The following is a 25,236-nucleotide window of genomic DNA, read 5'->3' as shown; positions in this document are numbered from 1 at the left end:
GTTTGCAATGGACACGTCGTATGCGATGCATACTGACTCCCATTTCGATCGATGCAAAACACGACTCAGACCCAAGGCTCGGATACCTCAAAGCAACTGCCCGAGCTCTTCCAGCTACTCCAGCCGCACTTGAAGGCGCTGGACGCTTTCCTCGAGCAGCAGATCGCCGCTTTCGAGCCTGAGATTCGCGAGCACGTCGCCTACAGCATGGACACCGGAGGCAAGCGCATCCGCCCCTCCCTCATCTTCTTCAGCGGCTGGAACAAAAATTCGGAAGTCGACGAAAAGCTCGTCCGCCTCGCAGCGGTCGTGGAAACCATCCACCTCGCCACCCTCGTGCACGACGACATCATGGACGAAGCGGAGATCCGCCGCAACCGAGCCACCGTCGCCAAGAAATACAACAACGCCACGGCCGTTCTCCTGGGCGACGCCCTCTTTTCCCATGCGGTCTACCTCGCCACCCAGTTCCCCACCACGGAAGTCTGCCGCGACATCGCTGTTTCCATGCGCCAAGTCTGCACCGGCGAAATCCTGCAAACCATGCAGCGAGGCGACCCGAACCTCGACATGGAAACCTACTTCCGCGTCATCGATCTCAAAACCGCAGAGCTCTTTCGCGTCTCCTGTCACCTCGGAGCCCGACTCGCTGGTTTCAGCGACGAATACGTGAAGGCAGCCGGTTCCTTCGGACGCCACCTCGGCATCGCCTACCAGATCTACGACGACATGACCGACCTTTTCGGATCGCAAGAAAAGATAGGCAAGACGCTCGGAACGGACATCGCCACCGGCAAACCCACCATGCCGCTCATCCTCATGCGAGACCGGCTGCCAGCCGAGGAATCCCAAGCCCTCCGCGACGCGCTGGCCGGAAAAACCGAGGCCGACGTTCCCTACTGGCTCGCCAAGCTCCGCGAGATGGGAATCTTCGAGGAGGTTCGCCAAGCCATTTTCGACGAGATCGCCAAAGGCCGCGCCGCCATCCAATCGTTCGAGGACAACCCCTCCGCCGCCCATCTGCGAACCATCAGCGAACTCCTATGGAACCAAGTGGACGCCCTCTAGGTCGCCCAAAACTTCGTAAAAGTAAAAAAGCGGCTTCAAATTCACGCCAGTTTCCCTATAACTTCAGGATACTAACTTATCCCTGCAACCCCTAGATGAGCATCAGCAAGGCCATAAAACAGACCTTGGTTTCCACGCCGGAAAGGCGTCAGGAGGCCGACGAGGACCTTGCTATCGTGCACAAGGTTCAGGCCGGCGACGTCGACGCCTTCGACGAGCTTGTCACGAAATACCGCGAACGCATCTACTCTGTCGTCTACAACCTCACCTCCAATCGCGAAGACGCCTCGGACCTCACCCAAGACGCGTTCATCAAGGCCTTCCAATCGATCGGCAGGTTCAAAGGCAAATCCAGTTTCTTCACCTGGCTCTACCGCATCGCCCTGAACACAACCCTTACCCATCTTCGCAAAAACAAGCTGCGCCGCTTCTTCAGCTTCGAGAAGATGAACGAAGAGGACCACTCCGCAGGCTTCATCGAGCAATTGAAGACCGACTCCGACTCGGATAAGAATACGCTGATGAACGAGCTTCAAGAAAAGCTCAACGACGCCTTCCAAAAGCTCTCCGTCAAGCACCGAACCGTCATCACCCTCTACGAAATCGACGGACTCAGCCACAAGGAAATCGCCGAAATCGTCGGCACCTCTGTCGGGACCGTCCGCTCCCGCCTCCACTACGCCAAACAATTTTTGCAAGCCGAACTGAAAGACTACGTGCAGTAGCCCGACATCGATGAGCGCCCACCCACAAACCGCTTCCGCAACCAACGCCGACCAACGCCTGAGCCAACTCATAAAGCTCAAGCAGCTGGAGCGTCCGGACGCAGCCTACTGGCAACGCTTCGACCAAGAGTTTCGCAGCCGGCAGCTCACCACCTTCGTGCAAATCCAACCCGTCAGCACGCGCCTCCGCCGCGCCTGCATGATCTTGGCCCGCAAGGCAGCTCCCCCGGTGGCGGCCGCCGGCGCTGTAGCGATCACCTTTTTCGCAGTCACGAATTCGCCCTACCTGGCAGATTCGACTGAGGCAGAGCTCAAACCAGAGCGCATCCCCTTGGCGTCGGCCGAAAAGAACGAGACGCCCCCCGCCTACTTCGTCGTAAACACAGAAGTCGCCGTCCCCGCGCAGGACGAAGCGCCTAACCGCAATACGATCTACCAAGTCAACGCTCTCAGCAGCCTCGGCAGCAAAGACGAAGGGTACTTGCTCAACGCGACGCCAGTCACTTACTCCCGCGACTCCGTCGGGCTCACGAACGGGGCAAACGTCCTACGCCAGCAGCCAAACTACTAGCAGAATGCTTCGCCGCGTCGGACTAATCGCTTTGACGAGCGTCACGCTCGTCGCGGCTGCGAGTGGTGCACCGCCCAATCCAGCCCTAGCCAGCCAAGAGCTCGTCCCCGGCGAAAACCGCCTCATCCAACTCTACCGCGACTATCGCCCGACGGTCGTAAAGGTTAAGTTCGCCACTCAAACGACAGACGAGAACGGCAAGGAAAAGATAGCTCTCACCGTCCAATCCGGATTTTACATCGACGCCAAAGGCACCGTTCTCACCAATGCGGTACCCACCCAAAAAGGGCCTCGCCTGAGAGTGGAGAAGGACGGCTTGCAGATGCTGGCCGTTCCCATCGCTTCGGACGCGCGAAGCAACATCGCTTTGCTTCAGGTCGCAAAACCACCCGCTGGCATACAATACGTCGATCTAGCCAACGCCCTTCCGCCACCCGCCATCGGCTCCCTCGCCTACGCGATCACAAGCCCGCTTGACCTCGCGCCCACGCCAAAACTCGGAATCGTCACCGGCAGAGAAAGCAGCTTCAGCCAGATTGACTTCCCCTGCTCCTACCTTCGCATCGGAATCTCATCCGGACCTGCAGAGGGAGGTTCGCCCGTCTTCGCCAGCGACGGATCCCTCATGGGAATGAGCGTCGCATCGCTGCCAGACGTGAATTCAAGCTACATTGTCCCGAACGCCTCGCTGAAACACATAGTGGACCAGCTCCTGGCAAAGGGGAAAGTCTTTCACCCAAGTCTTGATGCCAAGATCATCGAGAGAATCGACCCAATCACACTGGAGCGCAGCTTGGTGGTCTCCGAGATCGAGACAGGCAGCGCGGCTAAAAAGAGCGGCTTAAAACGAGGCGATCAGATCCTAAGTTTCGAAAGCAAGCCCATTTCCAGCATCAACGAATGGCGAGACGCCCTATTCTCCAGCCAAGCCGAACAGTTCGTCAGCATTACGGTTCAAAGGGGCGAGACAGAATCGGAAATCGCGTTGTTGCTCACGGACGGATAAGCGGCAAGCATTCCGCCTATGGCAGTTTACCACTCCGAGATCAATGTCCGTACCCAAGGTCAGGGAACCTTGGAGATCACCGACCAAGCTCGTAATGCGATTCGCGAGAGCGGCCTCAAAAACGGTACCGTCACCGTCTTTTGCCGACACACAAGCTGCAGCCTCGTGCTCATGGAGAACGCCGATCCGAGCGCCAGACATGACCTGGAAGGCTTCATGAGTCGGCTCGTTCCGGAAAACGACCGGCACTTCACCCATACCTACGAGGGTCCAGACGACATGCCAAGCCACATAAAAATGGCACTAACACGCAGCGCAGAGGTCGTGCCCTTCGCCGAAGGCCGCCTCCTCCTTGGCACCTGGCAAGGAATCTTCCTCTGGGAACATCGTACCGCTCCCCACTCCCGCTCCTTGATCGTGACCGTGATCGGCGAGTAGGACAAAAACAGAAAACGCTCCCCGAAAACCGAGGAGCGTCCAACTGAAGTAAATTTGCGTTTCTGTTGCTGGGTACTAGCGGTTCCTCAAGGCAACCGGGTCGACTCCAGACGCTTCCATCATTTCCTGCGAGAATACGTCCTCAAAGTCAGCTTCCTCGCTTGGAAGGATTTTTGCAGTGATGAAGATGAGTAGATTGCGCTTCGTCTCACGCTTGGACTCATGCTTGAACAAACGTCCCAGACCGGGAACCTTGCCCAGAACCGGCACTTGGCTGTCATCCGAGTTGTCAGAGCTCTCCATCAAGCCTCCAATACCCATCGTAAAGCCATCCTTCAGGGCAATTTGCGTCTCCGTCTTGCGGGTAGAGATCAGCGGAATGGAAGCGCCGCCTGAGCCGCCGAAACTCACGACCCCCGTACGGCTGCTAACTTCCGGCACAACCTTGAGGTTGATGAGGCCAGCATTGTTCACAGAGGGAGTAACCTTGAGGTTCACACCAATCTGCTTGTATTCAAAATTGCTTACTTCGAAACCACCTGTTTCTTCGTTGTATTGGTAGTTTGGTATCGGAAACTCTTCACCCACGTTAATGGTCGCCTCTTGGTTGTTGAGCGTTACGACCGTTGGGTTAGATACCAGCTTGCTGCCACCCTGCTCCTTCAACGCGCTGAGAACGAATCCGAATTGATCCGCTGAGAATACAGCAGACGCAGAACGAGTAACTCCCTTCGTATCCACAAGGGAATACAGGTTATTAACAGCATGCGTCATCAGAGTGCTTTCCCCAGTAGAGGTCATATCGATCAAGGTTTCTCCTGACAAGTTATTGGTCAGAGTACCACGATTCACGCCCATACCGCTCGTCTCCGCACCTCCGCTCGTAAAAGCAACATCACCCAAGTTACGTTGATTTGAGATCTCGCTATCTCCGCCTTCACTGCGAGCCCTGTCGAAAGAGCTCCCCCACTGCTTGTTAATGTTGCCAACGCCCACACCGTAGTTTCGCAAGGTAGACCAGTTCACACCGATATTCTTTACGTCCGTGTCAGTTACTTCGATAAAGCGGGTTTCGATAAAAACCTGCTGAGTAGGCTTATCCAAGCGCTCAACCACAGCACGAATGTTGTCCATTTTGGAAGCGCGCTCCGAGACGATCAGGGCGTTGCTGCGCTGATCCACTTGTACCGCGCCGCCCTTGCTCGAATCGACAAGATTGCGAAGAGTGACAGCGATCGAGTCTGCCTCAGCGTAATTAACCATGAAGATCTCAGTGATCGGCGGCTCGATGTTCAAAGAGTCGCGACTAACGACCTTGATGATAGAGCCCTCCTCGATAAACGAATACCCGACAGGCTCCAAAACAACAGAATAGATCTGACGCCAAGTGACGTCACGCAGCTTAATGGACGTAGTTCCAACAAGGGTGTCTGGCACCACGATATTCAACATATAGAGATCCGCAACATTCCGAAGAACAGTACGAATCTCCTCGTTGGGATAATCCACCGATATCAAATCCGACGCGTCCAAAACCATCTCATTTCCAATAGGAGAGGCAAAGGAATCATCAATCGTTGAAACGCCGTTCCCCTCTTCCGCAGACTCTACCTGGTTGTCAGCTGGATTGTCGAACAAACGGTCAATATCGGTTATCTTGGGTCCGGAAGGTTCCTGTTCCTTGACCACCGACGCCGACTTTTCCAGACCGTCACGAACGGTCCCAGCTGGCGGAGCTTCCTGACCATGCAGAAGCGGAATACCCAGAGCGATCGAGGTCGCTGCAATTGATTTTATAATGTTGGACTTCATATAACGCATTTACTTAAGTTTTAGTTGTAGTTCCGAATCACCACGGCTGATTTTGTATGTAGATCCTGTGATTTCTGTTATAACGACACTGTAATTCGCGCCGTTGTACGTGATTCCCAATTCGGAACCGACCTTTAGCTTCTTCTCCTTGAAGATCAGATAAAATTCTCCACCGAACATGAATATGCCAGTGGGGTTTACGTAGTTAGCTAATTCCTTGAGAAGTTCTTCATCGGTTAGAACGACTTCGACCTCCTCCTCTACGACAACCTTCTTTCCGCTATCTGGAACAAATGGACTTGGCGCGACTGCGATCAGCTCCTCCTCTATCGGAAGAACCTTATTATTCAGCGTTTCTTGGATATCATCCAAAGCTTTCATACGGGCTTCGGCTGACATGATGGCTGACTGCAAGCCCCCCAAGAAACAGGAAAGGGCAATTGCGACTAACGACAATTTTCGAACCAATTGCATTATGACTTCCTCCCCAGAACGTTAACTGAGAGACGTATGTCGACCTCAGGGTCAGCTTCCTTGCTTTTGGAATCCATTATGGTGAAACCATCTAGTACCGCGAACGCTTCACCGCCTTCTATTTCTCGCAGGAATGACAAAACCTCAGTGTACGTACCTTGAACACTCATATCATATATAATCTCCTGATAGGGAGACCTCTCAGCTTTCATACGCGCCTGCTTGTTGTTTTTCCCTTCTGGAAGCGGCTTAATGATCTGCTGAATACTCGCCATCTCCACCCCCGTGGCAGATTCGATCTGATAGAAATATCGTTGATTCGTAGCGAGGTCTTCAGGCGAAAACAAACGCGCTTCAATCTCCTCGCTCATCGTTTTCAATCGGTCCAGATCCGCTTCGATATCTGATCCGAACTTCAAGTTTTTGAGAATGCGCGAGTGCCTCACCGACAAGTCATCGTAATCAGCGGCGAGCCGTGTAATCTGGTCGCTACGAACGAGGTACACACCGAGGCACACAATCGCGACCAAAGAGCAGATCGAAACAATGTAGTTCTTTTTCAAATACGAAAAGAGCGATAAAAAGGTCATTTCTTTTCCTCCTTCTTGGTGACCTCGATCCGGAATACGATTCCATTCCCTGCGCCAGCTCGCTCAAGGGAGGTCAGTTTGTACTCATCCAACAAGCCCTGCATCACATCCGCTTCTTCGATGGACTTTAAATACTCGTTAACGAGGCGAGAGGCTTCCTCAGCTGAAACGAGAACGTTGCCTTGGATGTTCGCCCTACCCTCCATGTAGTCCACCTGCTCCAGGTACATTCCATCCAGCAAGCGGGAAGACAGGCTTAGGAGCAGGTCGCTCGCGACAAGCCGTCCTTGCTTGAACTCCACGACCTCGCTCAGCCTCCGGCTGATTTCCATGAATTCAGCATTGTACTTCACCTTTTCGTCATGGCGCTCCTCGTAGGTGGCGATTTCCGCCTCGAGCACCTTGATGTCCTCGCCGATTCGCATGGCACGGTACTCCTGGAAAAGAATGTAGGCTGAAAATAGCGATGCCACGACCACCGCGAAAGTGGGAAGGAAAAAGCGTGTGCGTACGACTCGAGACTCAGGAAGGCTTTCAAGGTCCCGAAAATTCGGACGCCAATTGTAGCTCCTAGCCGAACCGGATTTCTTGGGCAGCTTGATCATGACTCACCTCCCTTTCCAAGCTCCAAGACAAGCGAGAAGAGGCTGATCCAAGTGTTGTCCACCTGGCTTTTCGTTTCCTCGGAAGCAAAGGTCACCCCCTTGCTTTCCAGCCAAACGCCCAAATCCAACGGAAAGGGCACCAAGTTGAGCAAATCGCAGATACTCGCCTCCAACCATGGCAAAAAGCGACCGTCCTTTAAGCAGTAGAGCTCGGAGACGGAACTCCCCGTCTGGACCTCGAAGAATCCAATCGAGCTTTGCAGCTCACGAAGCAACTTGCGCAACAGCTTCGGAGCGATCGGTCCCAAATCGAAGTCTTTCGACTGCAGGATTTTTTCCGCAGCGGCTTCGTCCTTCAAACTCATCTCCTCCTTGAGCGCTTGAGCGATATGGTTCGCTCCGCAATCGATGCGACGCGCCATCTCGACCCCTCTCGGCCCCACGATGACAGCGTTGGTGGATTGCTTGTCGATCTCTAGAAACAGCACTGGCGAGCGACCCGCATCCGTTCCAATCGCATCCTTCAGCGCCCCGATCGTTCCCAAGGTCCCAAGTTCGAGACGGCGAGGATAAATCCCATGCTCCAACAAAAGGCTTTGAGTGTCGGACACGCTTTGCTTCGAAACTCCGCAGACCAAAATGTCCTTCTTGTTGTAGGCAGCCAGATCGATCTCGCTTCCATCGGCAGCGGACAGGCAATACGCAGAGAAAGTCTCGGGATTGACGCCGCCCGATTTGCGGAGGAAATCCATTACGAAATCGACCTCCTTTCCCCTCTGGGCATCAAGCATCACCTGGCGCACAAGCCGATCTTCCGGGTAGATCGAACTGGAGGCATGCATGTGGGCGTTCGCCTTAGCCCGAGCGAACTTGCGAATCGTTTCGGCCGGGGAATCGTCCTTCGCGAGGTCGATCTCCACGACCTCCTCGACGACCGTGGGGGCGGTCTCCGAGCTGATGCGGGCAGCCCGAATCGCAGAAGGACGGTATTCTACGATGAAATTGTTCTTTTTAGCTGAGATCATTGTCGTTTCGCCTCCCCTAGGCGCTGTCCGCCTAGAGGTGCATATGACGCTATCGGACGCGCCCAGCTGGTATTGAGGCGAATAGAGTGATCTAATGCGGAACCGCCGGCATCCACTATCGGGCGATGCGCACTTTCCACCCTAAGAGAAACTTGACGGGTAGGCGCTCTCCCCCACGGGAAGAGCTAGCCGGAGCTCAATCGTTCCTCGGTTCGTCCCCCTAAGAGGGCAGCTTCGCGGCTCGCGGAAAAGTTTTCGAACAAAGCTTCCCTTATGGTAAACTTGCAAAAAACCACGTAGGGGCAGGCTTGAGGTTTCCAGACACGAAAAAGCCCGAACTCCTGGAGTTCGGGCTCGAAAAGCGATTCAGTCGGGCGCCAGCCGGATTGGGGACAAGTCGACGGTTTTCAGCTTTGGAGCTTATCGCAGGCCGCAGCCTGGACGAATTGGCGCCCCGAGTCGAAAACTCAGCCTACCAAACCTTCTTCTTGTGGCGGTTCGACTTCAAGCGCTTGCGACGCTTGTGCTTTGACATCTTAAGTCTGCGTTTCTTTTTGAGATTACCCATTGTTTTTGTCCCTTGAAATTTTGGAAAAGCCCGAGAACGTGGGCCTTCGCCCGATTCCTGTAAAGCAGAAATTGCAGAAATTCAACCGCTAGCCCCGTCCGCCCCGGTATTCGTCCAACCGTTTAAGCAAGGTCTCGAATCGGCTCGGCAAGGGAGCGAGAACAGGCTCGAGCTGGACCTCGGGGATCTGGAACTCAACTTCGACCAAATGCACGCAGAGACGGTCGTAAAGCGGCTTCTCCCTCCCTTTGCTGGGCAAGTAGCCTCGCTTGATGCGAGAGAGGTAGACGAGGTCTCCCTCGCTGTAGAAATCCTCGCCCACGATAGTGAGGCCTCGCTCGGCAGCGTGCACTCGCACCTGATGAGCCCGCAAGTAGTTCGTCTCCGCCTCCCAAAGCTGGTACTGACCGAAACTCCTCAAAAAGCGAAAGCGCGTTTCGCTCTTTTTTCCCGTGCGATGGGACACCACCATGCACTTCGAGTGGAAATGCTTGGCCAGAGGCAAATCGCAAACGAACTCCCGGTCCTCCGTTTCCGCCTTCACCAACAAATGGAAGCGAAAGACGAGCTGCGAGGAGCCGACAGCGTTCTTCAGCAAGGCTTCGCTCTCCTCGTTCTTGGCGAAAACGAGAGCGCCGCTCAGCTCCGGGTCGAGGTTGTAAGCACGAAAGAGCCCCTCCACGCCGAGCTTCTTGAGCTGGGGCTTCTCGTTGAGCAGCTCGCGGCGCAAGGCCATGGAAAGGTCCGGCTTCCCCAGCGTCCACTCATGCTGGAAACAGGCCAGCCCGGACGGCTTGTTCACCGCGAAATAGCGATCGTTGTTGGCGATCAAGGGAAACTTCTCCGGTCGGCTGCCCAAATAGCCAGGAGGGAAGGAAATGAACTCTTTCTTGCTGCTCATGTTTTCGGCTCAGTTCGGAAAAGAAAGAACCCCCATCGTCGGAAACGCATGGGGGTTCATGATGGGAGGAGGAAAAAATGGATTAACCGGCGATGTACTTCGCAACGGAAGCCTTCGCGCGGCTTGCCTTGTTGTTGTGTACGAGGTTGGTTTTCGCAGCCTTGTCCATTGCGGAAACGTAATCGATCGCGGCGGCCTTGAGCGCTTCTTTGTCAGAACCGTCGGCAGCGAGAGCTGCTACCTTCTTGGCCAGCGTCTTGATACGAGTCTTGCGAGAACGATTGTGCAGTGTGCGAGCGATCGTCTTGCGGTTGTTCTTAATTGCTGACTTGGTATTTGCCATAAGGGGAGCGGATATTCCCGCCGACAAAGCCATTGTCAAGGCTTTAGGCTGCGAGATAAGAAGATAAATGGATTGGTCCCCTAAAAATGGCTCGGAAGGTCCGCAGGCGTGTGGAAAGGCAACAGCTCGCCGACCCCCTTCAGCTCTCTCCACGACTCGATCGTGAAGTTATCGCCCATCTTGAGATCGGAAAGAGCTTCGTCGTAATGGAACTGGGCGCCGCCATTCATCGTAATGCGGTACCCTACGATCGCTCCATGGATATGGCCATCCGCACCTCCTCCGTTCACCGTAAAATCGTAGGCCGGAGCATAGACCGCCGCGTGCAGCACCGCGTTTCCGCCGAGGGTTATGGACTTATTCCCGTCGGTCGAGTCCATGCCGAAGATCAAAGCGTTTTCAGCTTTTCCAGTGCCGTTCGCCATACCGTTGCCGGCGATCTTCACGTTCCCGTCCACGTACATCTCCATCGAGGCCGTATTGTCGATGTCTATCTTGCCCGTGCCCGTGACCGCGACATCCCCGGTGACAATGAGCTTAACATCGCCTGCAATGGTTAGAGTCGCGCCCCCGCTAAGAGTGATATTGTCGATAATGTAGCCTTGAGTTCCCGCGCCTCCAATCGTCGTCGTCCCCGTTATGCTCCCCAAATTCGTGTAACCCGTGGAGCTAGGAGCTGAAATGTCCGGCAGGTCGGCATAAAAGTCGTTCGTCACGCGCGACATGTCCTTGTACTTGGCCGGATACGGACCTCCTAGGTAATCATGAATCGTCCCCTGGGAACCGATATCGACCGTTCCGCCAGCGGTCGCGATATAGCCGCGCACTGCACCGTTTCCGATATCTAGCAAATCGTTTAGCACGGCTAGGGTTGCCACGGTTCCGTTCGCAAAGCGGTTCACATAGGAGGATTCGGTGTAGCCCCCCAGACGGGAATCGTAGCTATCAACCAAAACGTTCCCCCCCTTGAAAGTCGTGCTCTCGCGGGAAACGACCCCATTCTCGAAAAGCGAGCCCGATTCCATATCGACTCGAATCTGGCGGCTGATAGTGCTTCCCGCTCCTCGATTGAAGATGCTCGCTTCCGCCGCAATCACCGGATCCGAAGGGTCCGCATGCACGTAGACCTTGATTTCTCCCGTTCGCCCACGACCTCCGAGGCCGAGGCTGAAATTTCCAGATATGCCGCTGAGGACGACATTGCTCACCGAAGTAATATTTTTGTAGTATCCATATGTCCCATACGATGTCCATCCAGTCCAATCGCCAGCGATCATGGCTCGAACCCCCTCCTCCAGACCGGCTTCCGCCAGCGTCACCGCATGCTGCTGCTCCATGTGACGGCGAGACATCTTCATCTCCGTAAACGCAGAGTCCAAGATCGAAGCGCCGATTGCTCCCGCCAATATGGCGATTATGAGGGCCCCGATCATAGCGGACCCTCTTTTGGAAGTGGTTTTCTGCCTCATAATCAAGTGCTCACTTTCTTGTTACGCATCATGTATCTCGCCGAAATGATTTGGTTGGTATTGAGCGTATTCAAAGCACTCATCTCCATCAAAGCTTCCAATTGGATCTCCTTGATTTCTAGGAGGTTCGTAGTCTCCTCCAGCTCTCCGGTCGAGCTGTCGTATATCATGTTGAAATAGGTAAAAGTCAGAGCTTCCACATTCTCCAAAATAACGTCCGATACGCCTGCTGCCATGTCCTGGTCAGGGTATACGATTCTCGAAAACAGCAGAGCATCGGGGTCATAGCTGTAAACAATCGTATCCAGTCCTCCAGTACTGTTGTAGACATCCAACGAAACAGCGGTCGAGCTGGCAGAATTGACATCCACAGTCATGCGGGCGTCTGACGCAAACTTGTCCAACATGAAACGACTGCGCATGTTCATGTCATGGTAGTTCCCCAAGCCCGCAGCTCCTCGGGAAATAAAAAGCAGGCTTCCAGTGCTCGCAGCCAGTACAAGGCCTCCGAGGACGAGGCCCACCATCACCTCGACGAGCGTAAAGCCCGAACGGGCACGCAGACTCTTGGCCTTCCTAGAAAGATCGGTAGTAATAGTCATTGAATCCTCCTTTCGTGTAGAGGGTCATAAAGTTATCGAGCTTGGTGTGCCCATCGCTGTTGGTCCACTTGACCCAAACCCTCATCACAAACTGATCGCCCGTGCCTCTGGCGAAAATTTGTCGGTAGCAGCTGTAGCGCGTTCCAAACTCGGAAGCGAAGCTTGAGCTCGGCGTGAACCAGCCCGAATTCTCCGGCAGCGCCGCAACCTCCGACCAGCTCAAGGTCCTCAAGTCTTCCAGCTCGCTCTGGATGATCTGGGCTACGCGGGTGCTGTCTCGAGACTCTTCGATCAACTCGAAACTACGCCCTAGCCCACCGAAAACACCGACCAGCGCGACGGAGGCGATCACCATCGCCACCATCGCCTCGACCAAGGTGAAGCCAGACTGCTTTGACGGTTTCTTTCTGCCGATTCGGTTTGGATGGGAAGGTTTCATGCGGAGTTGTGGTACGCCCGGCGGATGCGCGCAGGCCACCCTCCACAACGGCAGGCCTTTCTCGACTTTCATCAATGTGAGAACAGACCTCACCCCCAGCGCCGAAACATGGCCGTGCCCCGCAACCCTAATGAGTGATGAAACCTAAGCTCCCATTAGGAAAAACTCCTTTGAAGCAACTAGTTTCGGAGCCTGTAAGCCGGATCCTGTACCTTGGCCGAAACCAAGGTCGCGTTCATTTATCTGCATCCCGCCGAAGCGGGAGCCCCTTCTTGCGAAGTAGCGCGGTTTACCCGGAACCCTTGATGGACGAGCAGCCCAGGTCCCCTATTTAACCTTGCGCCGGAATGGGTTTACCCTGCCGGTCCGATTGCTCGAACCGCGGTGGGCTCTTACCCCACCTTTTCACCCTTACCCCAACCGAAGCCGAGGCGGTATATTCTCTGTGGCACTGGCCGTCGAACCGCCTTGAAGCGGCCCTCCCCCGCTTTCGCGAGGAATCCTGCCCTACGGCGTCCGGACTTTCCTCCCCGGAGATTCTCAAAAAGAACAACGGAGCGAACGCGCGGCTCCGAAACTAGTCCGCGTAATAGAGGATGCGACCGCAGTTGTCGCAAGTCGTAATTTCCTTGGCTGCCTTTACCTCCGACAAAATCGCGTTGGAAACCTTCATGTGACAGCCTTTGCAGGAACTGCCGGAGAGCTCGACGATCACCGGAAACTTCAAGCCGCGAGCCACTTGCGTGTACTTGGAGCGGCTCGGATTGTCCAAAGCAGCGTCCGCCTTCTCCTTCGCCTCGCGAGCCGCGTCCAGCTCGCCCTTCACCTCTTCCTCTCGCTCGTTGAGCCGAGCGATCGTTTTTTCCTCCAAGGCGATTTCCTCCTTGGACTTAGCCTCCGACTCAGCGAACCGCTTTCGCTCCTCGTCCAATTCGTAGAGGACTTCCAACTCGTCGGACTCCAAGTCCGAAATCTTTTGCCCAGCGTTGTCGATCTCGTGGATCAGGGCCTGGTACTCCTCGTTTTTCTTAACCTGCAACTGCTGGTTCTTGTACTTGACGATTTGCGCTTCGATGGAGGCCATCTCCGTCTCGATGGTTTTTCCCTTCGTCTCCAACTCCTTGATACGCTGCCGGGCCGCCTCGATACCAGCGTTGATCGAGGCGATCTTCGCCTCCGCCGCCTTCCGCTCCTGCGGGATCGTTTGCAACGCATCCTCGACTTGCTGCAATTTCATGTCGCGATCCTGCAGGATCAGCATCTTGGTCAGGGCATCGGAAACCATAAGGGAACTGCATTCAGCTTCTCCACAGGCCCAGCGTCAAACCCAGATTCCACGCGCCACGCGATTCTTGCGCCAGCGGCAGTCTCGCCGAATCCCCTTATATATAATACATCTCCTCAGGCGAGGCCGGCATCAGGTCCTTCACCGTAAGCTCCGCCGCCTTGGACTCGAAACAATCCTGCAACGTTTTCCACGTGTTCGCGACCGCTTCGCCCGAAGCTCCCGCCGCATTCGCAACCGAACCGAAGACATCGCCCTGCACCAAAGAAATAACCTCCCGCAGCGAAATGTCCTCCGGCTGACGTGCCAGCAAGTAGCCGCCCTGCTTGCCGCGACGGCTCTCGATCAAGCCCCCGTTCCGCAGCTCGCCTAAAATCTGCACCAAGTAGTTGGCCGGAATAGCCTCCAGCTCGGCCAACTCCTCGATGCGCGAGAGTTCGCCAGACGGTAGACGGACAGCCATTCGGGCTAAGGCGCGGCACGCGTAGTCGAGCTTTACGGATAACTTCATAGGCAAAAATCGCAGGCATTCGACATCCGTTTGCGCCAGAAAGTCAATACACCTCCCTACCTTGGACCAAGAACGGCCCTTGTAAGCCCCCTAGAACGCCTCATTCGCAGGAAATCCGACAAAGGCCTTGCACGCGCACGCGCGGGCGTTTTCATTTGCTGTTTTCACAGATCGAACGTGCCTCCCGGACGGGGGCGCAAACAGCCTTACAGAAAACCCTGTTCCACCTTTATGGATTCCCAAAACGAATCTGAAAACGAACCCGTCAACTACGACGGGGATTCAGACTACAACGCTTCCAACATCCAGAAGCTCGAAGGCCTCGAGGGCGTGCGCAAGCGCCCCGACATGTACATCGGAGACACCAACGAGCGCGGCCTCCACCACTGCGTGTTCGAAGTCGTTGACAATTCCATCGATGAAGCCCTCGCCGGCTACTGTAAGTCCATTAAGGTTTCCATCCACCTCGACGGCTCCTGCTCCATCGAGGACGACGGGCGCGGCATCCCAGTCGACATCCACCCGACCTACAACATTCCCGCCCTCGAGCTGGTACTCACGAACCTCCACGCTGGCGGAAAGTTCGGCAAAGGCGCCTACCAAGTTTCCGGCGGTCTCCATGGCGTCGGAGCCAAGTGCGTGAACGCCGTTTCCGAATGGTTCGAAGCCGAGGTCCGCCGCGAGGGCAAGATCCACCAGATGCAGTTCAGCCAAGGCAAGACCACCAAGGAGCTGACCATCATCGGCGACACCCAAAAGACCGGCACCAAGATCTCCTTCAAGCCAGACCCAGAGATCTTCCAAACTACCCTAACCTTCCAGTACGAGATCCTCGGCAAGCGCCTGCGCGAGCTGGCGTTCCTCAACCCCGGAATCTCCATCACCCTCATCGACGAGCGTTCCAACAAGGAGGAAAACTTCCTCTTCAAGGACGGTATCGCCGAGTACATCCGCTTCCTCAACCGCTCCAAGACTGTGCTGCACGAAGAGCCCATCTCCTTCGGCGACGCCGTGAAGGAAAAGGAAGACTCACCCGCCATCCAGGTCGACGTCGCCCTGCAGTACAACGACTCCTACAACGACCAGATCTTCGCCTACGCAAACTCCATCTTCAATATCGAGGGTGGCACCCACCTCACCGGCTTCCGCACCGCCCTCACCCGCGTGGTCAACCAATTCGCCCGCGCCAACAACCTGCTCAAGGACAAGGACCCCGCCATCACCGGCGACGACGCTCGCGAAGGCCTCGTAGCCGTCATCTCCGTCAAGGTCCCCGAGCCGCGCTTCGAAGGCCAGACCAAGACCAAGCTCTCCAACGGCGAGGTCGACGGCATCGTGCAAAAGATCGTGGGCGAACGCCTCAAGTACCATTTCGAGACCGACCCCAAGCTCGCCAAGCGCCTGATCGACAAGTGCCTCAACGCGGCCCGCGCTCGCGAGGCCGCTCGCAAGGCTCGCGAAACGGTTCGTAAGTCCGCCCTCTCCGGCGGCGGCCTGCCCGGCAAGCTGGCCGACTGCTCTTCCCGCAAGCCGGAAGAATCCGAGCTCTACATTGTGGAGGGCGACTCCGCGGGCGGTTCCGCCAAGCAAGGCCGCGACCGTCGCACCCAAGCCATCCTGCCTCTGCGCGGCAAGTTGATCAACTCCGAGAAAGCCCGCATCGACAAGGTACTCTCCAACAACGAAATCCGTACCATGATCACCGCCATCGGCACGGGAATTGGCGAGTCGGAAGACGGCGGCGGCTTCAACATCGAAAAAGCCCGCTACCACAAGATCATCATCATGACCGACGCGGACGTCGACGGCTCCCACATCTCGACCCTCCTCTTGACCTTCCTCTATCGCCACATGAAGGGGCTCATCGAGCGCGGCTACGTCTACATGGCCCAACCTCCGCTCTACAAGATCAAGCGCAAGCGCCGCGAGCAATACGTCGACAACGACGAGCAGCTCAACCGCATCCTGCTCGAGCTCGGCGGAGATGAAGCCGTACTCACGCGCCTCGACGACGGTCACAAGTTCGAAGGCGAGCAACTCGACAAGATCGTGGAAATCTTCGCCCAGCTCGAACGTATCGGCGGATCCATTACACGCCACGGAGGATCACTTGCAGAATATTTGGAGAAGTATTCGAAAGAAGACCACAGCCTTCCCCGCTACCTTGCCCGCGTTCGCGAAGGAAACGAGGAAACCTACCACTTCCTTCGCGAGGAGTCCGACCGGGCCGCCTTCGTGCAGAACCAAGGCATGGGTGCCGAGAGCCTCAACGAAGAAAACGCAACCGCTACGATCTTCGACGAGGCAGCAGGCATCTCCAAGCGCATCTCCATCTTCGAAATCTTCGAATCCAACGAGATGTCCAAGCTCCTGCACGAAATCGAGAACATCGGCCTGAACCTCGACCAATTCGTCACTTCGGAAGAGCCTGTCTACACCTTCACGGAAAACGTCGGCTCAAAGAGCGAGAACACCATCGAGATCTTCTCCAACATGGCCATCCTCGACGAAATACGGAAGTCCGGACGCAAAGGCCTCAGCATCCAACGATACAAGGGTCTCGGTGAAATGAACCCCAAGCAGCTCTACGAAACCACCATGGACGTATCCAAGCGTAGACTACTGAAGGTTAACATCAACGACGCCGCCAAGGCCGACGAGCTCTTCACCATCCTCATGGGAGAAGAAGTCGCCCCACGCCGCCTGTTCATCGAAGACAACGCCCTCAACGTCTCCTACCTCGACGTGTAAACCTTGTGGGATGCGGCCTTGCGCCGCGATTAACCCAAAACCGTATCCACTTTATAATCACTCTCCATGGAAAACATTTCCAACGAAAGAATCTCATCCACTAGCATCACGGACATCATGCAGACCGCCTACATCGACTACTCGATGTCGGTCATCGTCAGCCGCGCTCTCCCCGATGCCCGGGACGGCCTCAAGCCCGTACAGCGCCGCATCCTCTACGCTATGCTTCGCGAAGGCTTGCTCCACAATCGTGCCTTCGACAAGTGCGCCGGTGTAGTCGGTGAAGTTCTGAAGAACTACCACCCGCACGGCGACTCCTCCGTGTACGACACCCTCGTCCGCATGGCTCAAAATTGGGTCATGCGCTACCCGCTCATCGATCCGCAAGGCAACTTCGGGTCTGTCGACGGCGACTCCCCAGCGGCTTACCGTTACACCGAAGCTCGCCTCACCGCGATCGCCGAGGACCTCCTCCGCAACATCGACGAAGACACCGTCGACTTCGTGCCCAACTACAAGGAGTCCACCACTGAACCCTCTGTATTGCCCGCAGGACTACCGAACCTTCTCATGAACGGTTCCACCGGTATCGCGGTCGGCATGGCGACCAACATTCCGCCGCATAACCTCGACGAGCTCATCGACGGCATCTGCGCCCAGATCGACAACCCGAACATCACCATTGGCGAACTCGGCGAGCTCATCCAAGGCCCCGACTTCCCGACCGGCGGCCGCATTATTGGACGCAAGGGCATCGACGAATACATGCACACCGGCCGCGGTATCGTGCGTATGCGCGGAGCGGTTACATCCGAGCCAATGGATAGTGGTGATCGCGAGCGAATCATCATCTCGACGATCCCCTACAACGTAAACCGAGCCTCCCTCGTCACCAAGATCGCCGAACTCGTATCCACCAAGGAAATCGAAGGCATCTCCGACCTGCGCGACGAGTCCGACGAAAACACCCGCATCGTCATCGAGCTCAAGCGTGGCGAATTCCCCGAGGTCATCATCTCCAAGCTGTACAAGAAGACCGCCCTCGAGTCTTCCTTCGGCGTCAACATGCTGGCCCTCGACAACAAGCGGCCCAAGCAGATGAACATGAAGGAGATGATCAACTGCTACATCGATCATCGCCGCGACGTCATCTATCGCCGCACCGCCTTCCGTCTCAAGAAGGCCGAAGACCGCGCCCACATCCTCGAAGGCTACAAGATCGCCCTCGATAACCTGGACGATTTCATCAAGATCATCCGTTCGTCCGCCAACCGCGACGAAGCCAAGACTCGCCTCCAAGAAAAGTACCCGCTCTCCGACCGCCAGGTAACGGCCATCCTCGACCTGCGCCTCTACCAGCTCACCGGCATGGAACGAGACAAGATCGAGGAAGAGTACGCCGAACTCCTCAAGCTCATCGAAGAGCTCCGTTCCATATTGGAAAATGAATACAAGCTCCTCTCCATCATCAAGGATGAGCTGCTCGAGCTGAAGGAGAAGTACACCAGCCCTCGCAAGTGCGAAATCGTCCCCTACGAAGGTGACATCTCCAAGGCGGACATGACGCCCAAGGAAGGGTGCTTCATCACCATCTCCCACAAGGGCTTCATCAAGCGCGTCTCCGACTCCGAGTTCCGCACCCAGAAACGTGGCGGCAAGGGCGTACAAGGCGGCAACACCTACGACGAAGACTTCATCGAGCATATCTTCACCGCTAACACGCACGACACCATCATGTTCTTCATGAACAACGGCCGCGTGTATGTGGAAAAAGTATACGAGCTCCCCGAAGGCTCCCGCACCTCCAAGGGCCGCAGCATCAACAACGTGCTACAGTTGCAGAAGGACGAGCAGATCGCCGCCATGATCTGCGTGAAGGAGATCTCAGAGGACTTTAACTTGGTCATGTGCACCAAGCACGGCACGGTTAAGAAAACCAATCTAGCGGCCTACAAGAACTTCCGCAAGGGCGGCATCATCGGCATCAACATCGACGAGGGCGATTCCCTCATCACAGTTAAGCTGACCAATCGCGACAGCGAGCTCGTCATCGTCACCCACCTCGGAAAGTCCATCCGCTTCCACGAGTCGGACCTGCGCGAGCAAGGCCGCGCCACCCGCGGCGTTCGCGGCGTAAAGCTGTCCGACAAGGACTACGCTCAAGCGATGGAAGTGGTCGACAACGAATCCGCCCTGCTCATCTGCGGCATCAACGGCCAAGGCAAGCGCACCGTGTTCGACGAGTTCCCGCTCCAGAAACGCGGCGGCAGCGGCGTGATCGCCGCCAAGACTTCCGGTGTCGCTGGAGCCCTCGCCGTCCGCGAAAACGACGAGATCATGATGCTTACCAAAAACGGGCAAGCTGTCCGCACTCGCGTTGCCGACATCAACCTGATTGGCCGCATCACCAAGGGCGTACGTTGCATCAACCTCAACGAAGGTGACAAGCTGCTCGGAATTGCTCGAATCGTCGAAGACGAAGAGGAAAACGCCGAGGAGGCAGCCGACCCAAACGCGACGACAGAGGGCGAAACCACCCCTGAAGCGACCGGGGACACTGCCGCAAGCGAAGAATAATCGATCCCCGATAAGCTTACTCAACTGTAAGTTAGGGGCACCGTCCCGAACCCCTTAGATGATCAAGCGTTAATGCTTGATCATCTAGTGCTTTGTACCTAACTTCCGCGTCCCAGAGGCAAGTTGTATGACAAATACCCTTTATCTTCTGCATGAAATTGAGCAGAAATTTTCATGACCTCCTTATCTTTCTGATTTTTTTATCAAACACCCTTATTGGCAATTAATTTGCTGATACCGAACAGCCCGACATACGGTCACAAGCACCTACCTTCACCCAATCTCCTCGCGAGTAGCCTAGCTGCGAGCGTCACTACCTAAAAAACTCAGATCAATGAACAAACTACTAAGTGTAACTGCGGCCGGCGCACTGCTCTCCAGCTCCGCTCTCTACGGCCAAATCGAAATCAACGACAACCTGTCGGTGACAGGCTTCCTAGACATGTCGCTCTTCCACGCTGACAACAATGACGGCGATTCCACATCGTTCGACCTTGACCAGATGGAACTCGACTTCCTCTTCTCCTTCGACGAGATCACAGGACAAGTCGACCTCGACTACCAGCGCGGCGACGCCAACGAGATCGACCTCGAGCAAGCCTTCATCACCTACGACCTCGGCGAAGGCACATCCATCACCGCTGGCAAGTTCCTCAGCTATATGGGCTGGGAAACGGCGGAGCCAACTGGCCTCTACCAGTACTCCTACGCCTACGGCACAACTATCCCAGGTTACCACAATGGCGTTAGCATCGATTTCAGCGATGACTGGGGATCCCTCGGACTCGCTCTCGTAGACTCCGTCTACGACGACGACGGTTCCATCAACAACGACGACGACGACTTCGACATGGGCATCGAGACCAAGCTCGTTCTCACTCCCGCGGACGGCTGGACCTTCTTCCTCGGCTACGGCATCGACTCCGCAAACGCTGGCGTTGAGGACCGCGAGCTCATCAACTTCTGGGGATCCTACGAAGTTGGAGCTTCCACCTTCGCAGCTGAATACAACAACTACTCCGACGGTTACCGCGATATCGACCAGTGGCTCCTGATGTACTCCGTTGCAGTTGGCGACAAGGGTACCTTCACCGCTCGTATCAGCAATGACAAGCGCGACTACACCAGCCTCGCCGCTTCCGCAATGGTCGGTTCCGGCCAACGCGAAGACGAGGACACCAAGTACACCGCAGCCTACATCCACGCGGTTAACGACAACCTCGCCATCGTCTCCGAAGTGAGCCAAGTCGATATGGGCACTTGGAGAGGCGACTCCACTGAGTTCGCTCTCGAAGCTCTCTTCACCTTCTAGTCCTCGCAACTAGCACGAGTTTCAAAATTGGCCTTCACCGCTGTCGGTGGAGGCCTTTTGCTTGCCGGAAAAGCCCCCTGCCTCGCTAGCGATTCGCATCCCGACGCAAACGAGAGAAAGCAAAGCATCCAGCCAAGGGCAGATAACTCAACTCGCTGACATGCAAAAAGATACCAGGGGAATACATAACTTCATTTGATTGCTTTCATTAGGCTTTCTAATTCCTGCTCTCTATCGCCAGAATGTGAAAAATATCCTTTATGCTCTGCATGAATTTGAGCAGAAATTTTCATATCTAAAATTTTTAGGAGAAATTTTATCAAACCCTTGGGTTGGCAATCAATTTGCTTGAACGGCGACTCGTTCGGAAACGAGCACTTACAAACTGTTAATTCTACGACCTCTTCGCGAGTAGCCCAGCTACAAGCGTCACTACCTAAAAAACTCAGATCAATGAACAAACTACTAAGTGTAACTGCGGCCGGCGCGCTGCTATCTAGCTCTGCCCTTTACGGCCAGATCGAAATCAACGACAACCTGTCCGTGACAGGTTTCCTAGACATGTCGCTCTTCCACGCTGACACGGACGACGGTGATTCCACATCGTTCGACCTTGACCAGATGGAACTCGACTTCCTCTTCTCCTTCGACGAGATCACAGGACAAGTCGACCTCGACTACCAGCGCGGCGACGCCAACGAGATCGACCTCGAGCAAGCCTTCATCACCTACGACCTCGGCGAAGGCACATCCATCACCGCTGGTAAGTTCCTCAGCTATATGGGCTGGGAAACGGCGGAGCCAACTGGCCTCTACCAGTACTCCTACGCCTACGGCACAACCATCCCAGGTTACCACAACGGTGTGACCATCGACTTCAGCGACGACTGGGGATCCCTCGGACTCGCCCTCGTCGACTCTGTCTACGACGACGACGGTTCCATCAACAACGACGCCGACGACTTCGACATGGGCATCGAGACCAAGCTCGTTCTCACTCCTGCCGATGGTTGGACTTTCTTCCTCGGCTACGCGATTGACTCCGCCAACGCTGGCATGGAAGACCGCGAGCTCATCAACTTCTGGAGCTCCTACGAAGTTGGTTCCTCCACTTTCGCGTTCGAGTACAACGACTACTCCGACGGTTGGACAGAAATCGACCAGTGGCTCCTGATGTACTCGGTTGCAGTTGGCGACAAGGGTACCTTCACCGCTCGCGCCAGCGCAAACGACGTTCGCGAAGGCACTAGCTTGGATAACCAAGACTTCAAGAAGTACACCGCCGCTTACATCCACGCCGTTAACGATAACCTCGCTATCGTCTCTGAAGTGAGCCAAGTCGACTACTGGAGTGGCGACGCTACCGAGTTCGCGCTCGAAGCGCTCTTCACTTTCTAGTCCTCGCAACTAGCAAAGCTTTTTCAAAGAAGCCTCCACCTCGCGGTGGGGGCTTTTTTATTGTCCCGCCACCCAACATAAATGACAGCTTGGCCCCTCAGCAAAAAGGACTCTGATTGCCGGCCAAGAGCAACTCCAGCCTGACGCCCTCAAAAGGAGCGTATCTTAATCGCCACTCCCCAAGAGCTGTCCTTGCGATAGTAATCGACGAGATCGCTGTTGTATCCGTAACGATACCACAAGGAGGTATATTTAAAACCAAGTTCAATCCGCGCTGTGACCCGCTCGAAGGGATCGTTGTAACCCGTCCTCAATTCGAGCATGATCTCGTTGGCATCGAAAAACCAATCCAAGCTCTTCGACTGGTAACGAATGCTAGCCCTCAGGCCGTCCACCTTGTTACGCCGAATCTCCCCATCGTACCGAGCCAACCAATCGCTATCGTTTTCCCACAGGTTGTATTCTTCCGTACCGTCCTGCAGCAGCCCGTCTTTCAAGTAGTAGCGGCCGTCGAGCAGGAGAAAGAAGCGTCCCGTATCAACCTTCCAACTACTCGCCCAACGGGCTCCCAAATAATCCCATCCTCGGCTGAGCTCATCTCGAGCAATGCTGGCATCTCCGTCAACCAGCAGATACTCCTGCTGCAAAGCCTCAAAACGCTCCCGCCCCATGGCAGCTTCCTCCGGAGTCTGCGGGTCAACGAGGTCGCCGATGCGCTGACCATTGGACTCGTGCCCGTAAGACAACTCAAAATAGTCATGCAAGCCGTAGCCAGCGTCCTCCGTAGAAGTCAAATCGCCCCGCTTCTGCCACCAGCGAGCGCTCAGCAGAGGATTGAAGCGCTTTCCCACAACAGGCGAAGATTCACGCGTTCCAATGTACTGCCCCGCCCTCCCGCTAAACGCTAGATAGAGTCTCGGCTGATACGGGAACAGGTCGGGTTTGTCATAATCCTGCCCTTCAACGGGGAACTTGTTGCTAGGATTCCACGACTCCCACGGAAACACGATGGAAGCTGGAGTGATGACGGAGAGAGAGAAGTCCAAGAACGCCTGGTCGTCCTCGTCAAAGGTGTATCCAACATACAAAGGCTCATAGGTCCTAACCACGTCTTTCCAAGAGGGTGGATCATCGTCCATCTCACCGGACTCGCTCACTGACTGGGAACGGACCTGGGAGACGCAGGCGATTACAGAGGAAAGCATACATATCGCGGCTTTTTTCATAAAGATCAGCTGGAGTATTCAGGCTACGGGTACAACAAAAGAAAACTAAAGTCGCTTGACGGTAACCAGCGTGAGGTCGTCATCGTAACTTCCCTTTCCGCTGAACCCCCTCAACGACTCCAACAACTTTCGGCTCACCTCCGAGGCGGCTTCCCTACGATTCGACTTAACGGAGTCAGCCAAGCGAGCAGCAGAGAACTCCTTGCCACTCGCGTTGGAAGTTTCGATCACCCCGTCAGTGAATGCCATAAAGATGTCCCCCTCACTGAACGGAAGCGTTTTCTCTTCGATGAAATCCCGAAAAGCGTCGCTAGAGACCATCCCGACCGGAAACCCCTCGCTATCAGGAAATACCGCGTTAGATAGGCCTCGAGCCTTATCGTGGGAGCAGAGCAAAGGACGCTCATGGCCCGCTCGAGCGTAGGTGATCATTCCGACCTCGAGATCCACCACAGCATAAAGAACGGTCACATAGACGTCCCCTTTAATCTCCTCCACCATCACATCATTGAGAAGTCCCAAAACCTTCTTTGGAGATTCTTCCATTTGGGCGATGCGGTGCAAATTGGTACGGCAAATCGCCATGACGATGGAAGCCGGTATCCCCTTTCCAGATACATCGGCCACTGCAACAGCGAACCTACGCTGTCCCAACGAGATCACATCATACAAGTCGCCTCCGATTGTATGGGAGGATACGTACTGAGCATCGATTTGCACCCCCTCGATCTCCGGCAGCTCTTGAGGCAAAAGCATCAGCTGGATACTTCTCGCCAAGCCTAGGTCGATATCGATCTGCTTGCGCTCCATCATCAGCCTGAGGAAGGTGTTGTTGCGAATAGCGATGCCGGCCTGCTCCCCAAGCGATTGAACAACGGATTGGTCGGTGGGGGTAAACGGAGCCCCGTCAGCAGAATTGCAAACGGCGAGCACCCCCAGAACTTCGTCGCGAAAGACGATGGGAGCGCAAATGGCTGTCGTGACGCGTAGCGACGAATCGCTGTGCCGCACCACCCGCTCGTCCGTCCTCCCGTCCTTGACCAAAACCGTTGTCCGCGTTCGGAAGACCTCCCCAGCCACGCCTTCTGTGACCGGAAATTCCTCCGTTTTCAGCACGCTTTCGATGAACTTGGCCCGCGTGGCGATCTTGTCTCGCACATGTGGAGGCAAGGGGCGATGCGGCGGAAACAAGCCTTCTACCGCTACGCTGCGGAGCGTTCCCCGGTCCGTTTTCTCGAAAACGCATGCGCTCAATGCTCCCGTGCCCACCACGGCCGCGTGCACGATTCGCTGAAACAGCTCTTCTTTCGTAAGCTCGTCACCTAGGGCCTGCACCATGTCGTGCATGAAATCCGCCACGATCAGCTTCTCCTGCTGAGCAAGCTGAGCACGCTCCAAATATTCGGAACTCCGTTTGACCTCGCGAAAGTAGAGCCAGCCAAACAGGCAACCGACGACAAGCAAAACGAAGGGAAACAGCAGGCTCATTGGGGTGCAATTGACAGCCTGCGAGCGTGACAGCCGATCGCATGAGGTCGAG

At 55.5% G+C, this 25,236-nt stretch carries 24 protein-coding genes and 1 other RNA gene; 9 read left to right on the top strand and 16 right to left on the bottom strand.

Going from position 1 to position 25,236, the window contains the following annotated elements; all coding sequences use genetic code 11:
- Positions 1-51 precede the first annotated feature (51 nt).
- From IEN85_RS20095 to IEN85_RS20075, 5 genes are all read left to right on the top strand, one after another.
- The gene (locus tag IEN85_RS20095; protein WP_224772748.1) at positions 52-1,068 is read left to right on the top strand and encodes a polyprenyl synthetase family protein; all 1,017 of its coding nucleotides are present in this window, start codon (positions 52-54) and stop codon (positions 1,066-1,068) included.
- A gap of 95 nt (positions 1,069-1,163) precedes the next feature.
- Positions 1,164-1,793: a sigma-70 family RNA polymerase sigma factor gene (locus IEN85_RS20090; protein ID WP_191618894.1), complete on the top strand. Its 630-nt coding sequence runs from the start codon at positions 1,164-1,166 to the stop codon at positions 1,791-1,793.
- Between the two features lie 10 nt (positions 1,794-1,803).
- Positions 1,804-2,364, top strand: coding sequence for a hypothetical protein (locus tag IEN85_RS20085; RefSeq protein ID WP_191618893.1), 561 nt, complete (start codon positions 1,804-1,806; stop codon positions 2,362-2,364).
- A gap of 4 nt (positions 2,365-2,368) precedes the next feature.
- Positions 2,369-3,370 carry a S1C family serine protease gene (locus IEN85_RS20080; protein WP_191618892.1) on the top strand — a complete coding sequence of 334 codons (1,002 nt, stop codon included), beginning with the start codon at positions 2,369-2,371 and terminating at the stop codon, positions 3,368-3,370.
- An 18-nt stretch (positions 3,371-3,388) separates the two neighbouring features.
- Positions 3,389-3,808: a secondary thiamine-phosphate synthase enzyme YjbQ gene (locus IEN85_RS20075; RefSeq protein WP_191618891.1), complete on the top strand. Its 420-nt coding sequence runs from the start codon at positions 3,389-3,391 to the stop codon at positions 3,806-3,808.
- Between the two features lie 75 nt (positions 3,809-3,883).
- Here the strand turns inward: IEN85_RS20075 and IEN85_RS20070 are convergent, their stop codons facing one another.
- The 14 genes from IEN85_RS20070 to IEN85_RS20005 all read right to left on the bottom strand — a co-directional run bounded on the left by IEN85_RS20070 (position 3,884) and on the right by IEN85_RS20005 (position 14,432).
- Positions 3,884-5,620 (bottom strand): type II secretion system protein GspD, encoded by a 1,737-nt coding sequence (locus IEN85_RS20070; RefSeq protein ID WP_191618890.1) that lies wholly within the window; start codon positions 5,618-5,620, stop codon positions 3,884-3,886.
- 9 nt (positions 5,621-5,629) lie between these two features.
- Positions 5,630-6,019 carry a hypothetical protein gene (locus IEN85_RS20065; protein WP_191618889.1) on the bottom strand — a complete coding sequence of 130 codons (390 nt, stop codon included), beginning with the start codon at positions 6,017-6,019 and terminating at the stop codon, positions 5,630-5,632.
- Between the two features lie 74 nt (positions 6,020-6,093).
- A complete protein-coding gene (locus IEN85_RS20060; RefSeq protein ID WP_191618888.1) occupies positions 6,094-6,684 on the bottom strand; it encodes a hypothetical protein in 591 nt (196 codons plus the stop codon).
- The gene (locus IEN85_RS20055) at positions 6,681-7,289 is read right to left on the bottom strand and encodes a hypothetical protein (protein ID WP_191618887.1); all 609 of its coding nucleotides are present in this window, start codon (positions 7,287-7,289) and stop codon (positions 6,681-6,683) included. The genes IEN85_RS20060 and IEN85_RS20055 overlap by 4 nt, the downstream gene beginning before the upstream one ends.
- A complete protein-coding gene (locus IEN85_RS20050; RefSeq protein ID WP_191618886.1) occupies positions 7,286-8,314 on the bottom strand; it encodes a hypothetical protein in 1,029 nt (342 codons plus the stop codon). The genes IEN85_RS20055 and IEN85_RS20050 overlap by 4 nt, the downstream gene beginning before the upstream one ends.
- Positions 8,315-8,786: 472 nt before the next feature.
- A complete protein-coding gene (locus IEN85_RS24920; protein ID WP_191618885.1) occupies positions 8,787-8,882 on the bottom strand; it encodes an AURKAIP1/COX24 domain-containing protein in 96 nt (31 codons plus the stop codon).
- 88 nt (positions 8,883-8,970) lie between these two features.
- Entirely contained in the window at positions 8,971-9,783 is an 813-nt protein-coding gene (locus tag IEN85_RS20040; RefSeq protein WP_191618884.1) for a pseudouridine synthase, read from the bottom strand.
- An 82-nt stretch (positions 9,784-9,865) separates the two neighbouring features.
- A complete protein-coding gene (rpsT, locus tag IEN85_RS20035; RefSeq protein ID WP_191618883.1) occupies positions 9,866-10,126 on the bottom strand; it encodes a 30S ribosomal protein S20 in 261 nt (86 codons plus the stop codon).
- An 80-nt stretch (positions 10,127-10,206) separates the two neighbouring features.
- A complete protein-coding gene (locus IEN85_RS20030) occupies positions 10,207-11,595 on the bottom strand; it encodes a pilus assembly PilX N-terminal domain-containing protein (RefSeq protein WP_191618882.1) in 1,389 nt (462 codons plus the stop codon).
- Positions 11,596-11,597: 2 nt separating this feature from the next.
- On the bottom strand, positions 11,598-12,197 hold the full coding sequence (locus IEN85_RS20025) for a prepilin-type N-terminal cleavage/methylation domain-containing protein (protein ID WP_191618881.1): 600 nt from the start codon (positions 12,195-12,197) through the stop codon (positions 11,598-11,600).
- On the bottom strand, positions 12,172-12,636 hold the full coding sequence (locus IEN85_RS20020) for a type IV pilus modification PilV family protein (RefSeq protein ID WP_191618880.1): 465 nt from the start codon (positions 12,634-12,636) through the stop codon (positions 12,172-12,174). Before IEN85_RS20020 ends, IEN85_RS20025 begins: the two co-directional genes overlap by 26 nt.
- A 179-nt stretch (positions 12,637-12,815) precedes the next feature.
- Positions 12,816-13,213: RNase P RNA component class A (gene rnpB / locus IEN85_RS20015), an RNA gene on the bottom strand.
- Positions 13,214-13,921 (bottom strand): zinc ribbon domain-containing protein, encoded by a 708-nt coding sequence (locus IEN85_RS20010; RefSeq protein WP_191618879.1) that lies wholly within the window; start codon positions 13,919-13,921, stop codon positions 13,214-13,216.
- A gap of 97 nt (positions 13,922-14,018) precedes the next feature.
- Entirely contained in the window at positions 14,019-14,432 is a 414-nt protein-coding gene (locus IEN85_RS20005) for an RrF2 family transcriptional regulator (RefSeq protein WP_191618878.1), read from the bottom strand.
- Between the two features lie 231 nt (positions 14,433-14,663).
- On the opposite strand from IEN85_RS20005, the gene gyrB reads away from it, so the two are divergent.
- From gyrB to IEN85_RS19985, 4 genes are all read left to right on the top strand, one after another.
- Positions 14,664-17,183: a DNA topoisomerase (ATP-hydrolyzing) subunit B gene (gene gyrB / locus IEN85_RS20000; RefSeq protein WP_191618877.1), complete on the top strand. Its 2,520-nt coding sequence runs from the start codon at positions 14,664-14,666 to the stop codon at positions 17,181-17,183.
- Positions 17,184-17,249: 66 nt separating this feature from the next.
- A complete protein-coding gene (gene gyrA / locus IEN85_RS19995; RefSeq protein ID WP_191618876.1) occupies positions 17,250-19,760 on the top strand; it encodes a DNA gyrase subunit A in 2,511 nt (836 codons plus the stop codon).
- 334 nt (positions 19,761-20,094) lie between these two features.
- Positions 20,095-21,072, top strand: a complete 978-nt coding sequence (locus IEN85_RS19990; RefSeq protein ID WP_191618875.1) for a porin — start codon at positions 20,095-20,097, stop codon at positions 21,070-21,072.
- Between the two features lie 453 nt (positions 21,073-21,525).
- Positions 21,526-22,470, top strand: a complete 945-nt coding sequence (locus IEN85_RS19985) for an outer membrane beta-barrel protein (RefSeq protein ID WP_191618874.1) — start codon at positions 21,526-21,528, stop codon at positions 22,468-22,470.
- Positions 22,471-22,619: 149 nt separating this feature from the next.
- On the opposite strand, the gene IEN85_RS19980 is transcribed toward IEN85_RS19985, so the two are convergent.
- A complete protein-coding gene (locus tag IEN85_RS19980) occupies positions 22,620-23,675 on the bottom strand; it encodes a hypothetical protein (RefSeq protein WP_191618873.1) in 1,056 nt (351 codons plus the stop codon).
- A gap of 66 nt (positions 23,676-23,741) precedes the next feature.
- Positions 23,742-25,184, bottom strand: coding sequence for a PP2C family protein-serine/threonine phosphatase (locus IEN85_RS19975; protein ID WP_191618872.1), 1,443 nt, complete (start codon positions 25,182-25,184; stop codon positions 23,742-23,744).
- Positions 25,185-25,236 lie beyond the last annotated feature (52 nt).

The sequence above is a fragment of the Pelagicoccus enzymogenes genome (assembly GCF_014803405.1).
Taxonomy (GTDB): domain Bacteria; phylum Verrucomicrobiota; class Verrucomicrobiia; order Opitutales; family Opitutaceae; genus Pelagicoccus; species Pelagicoccus enzymogenes.
Note: the sequence above shows the minus strand (reverse complement) of the source record. Positions and strands in the feature narration are given on the sequence as shown.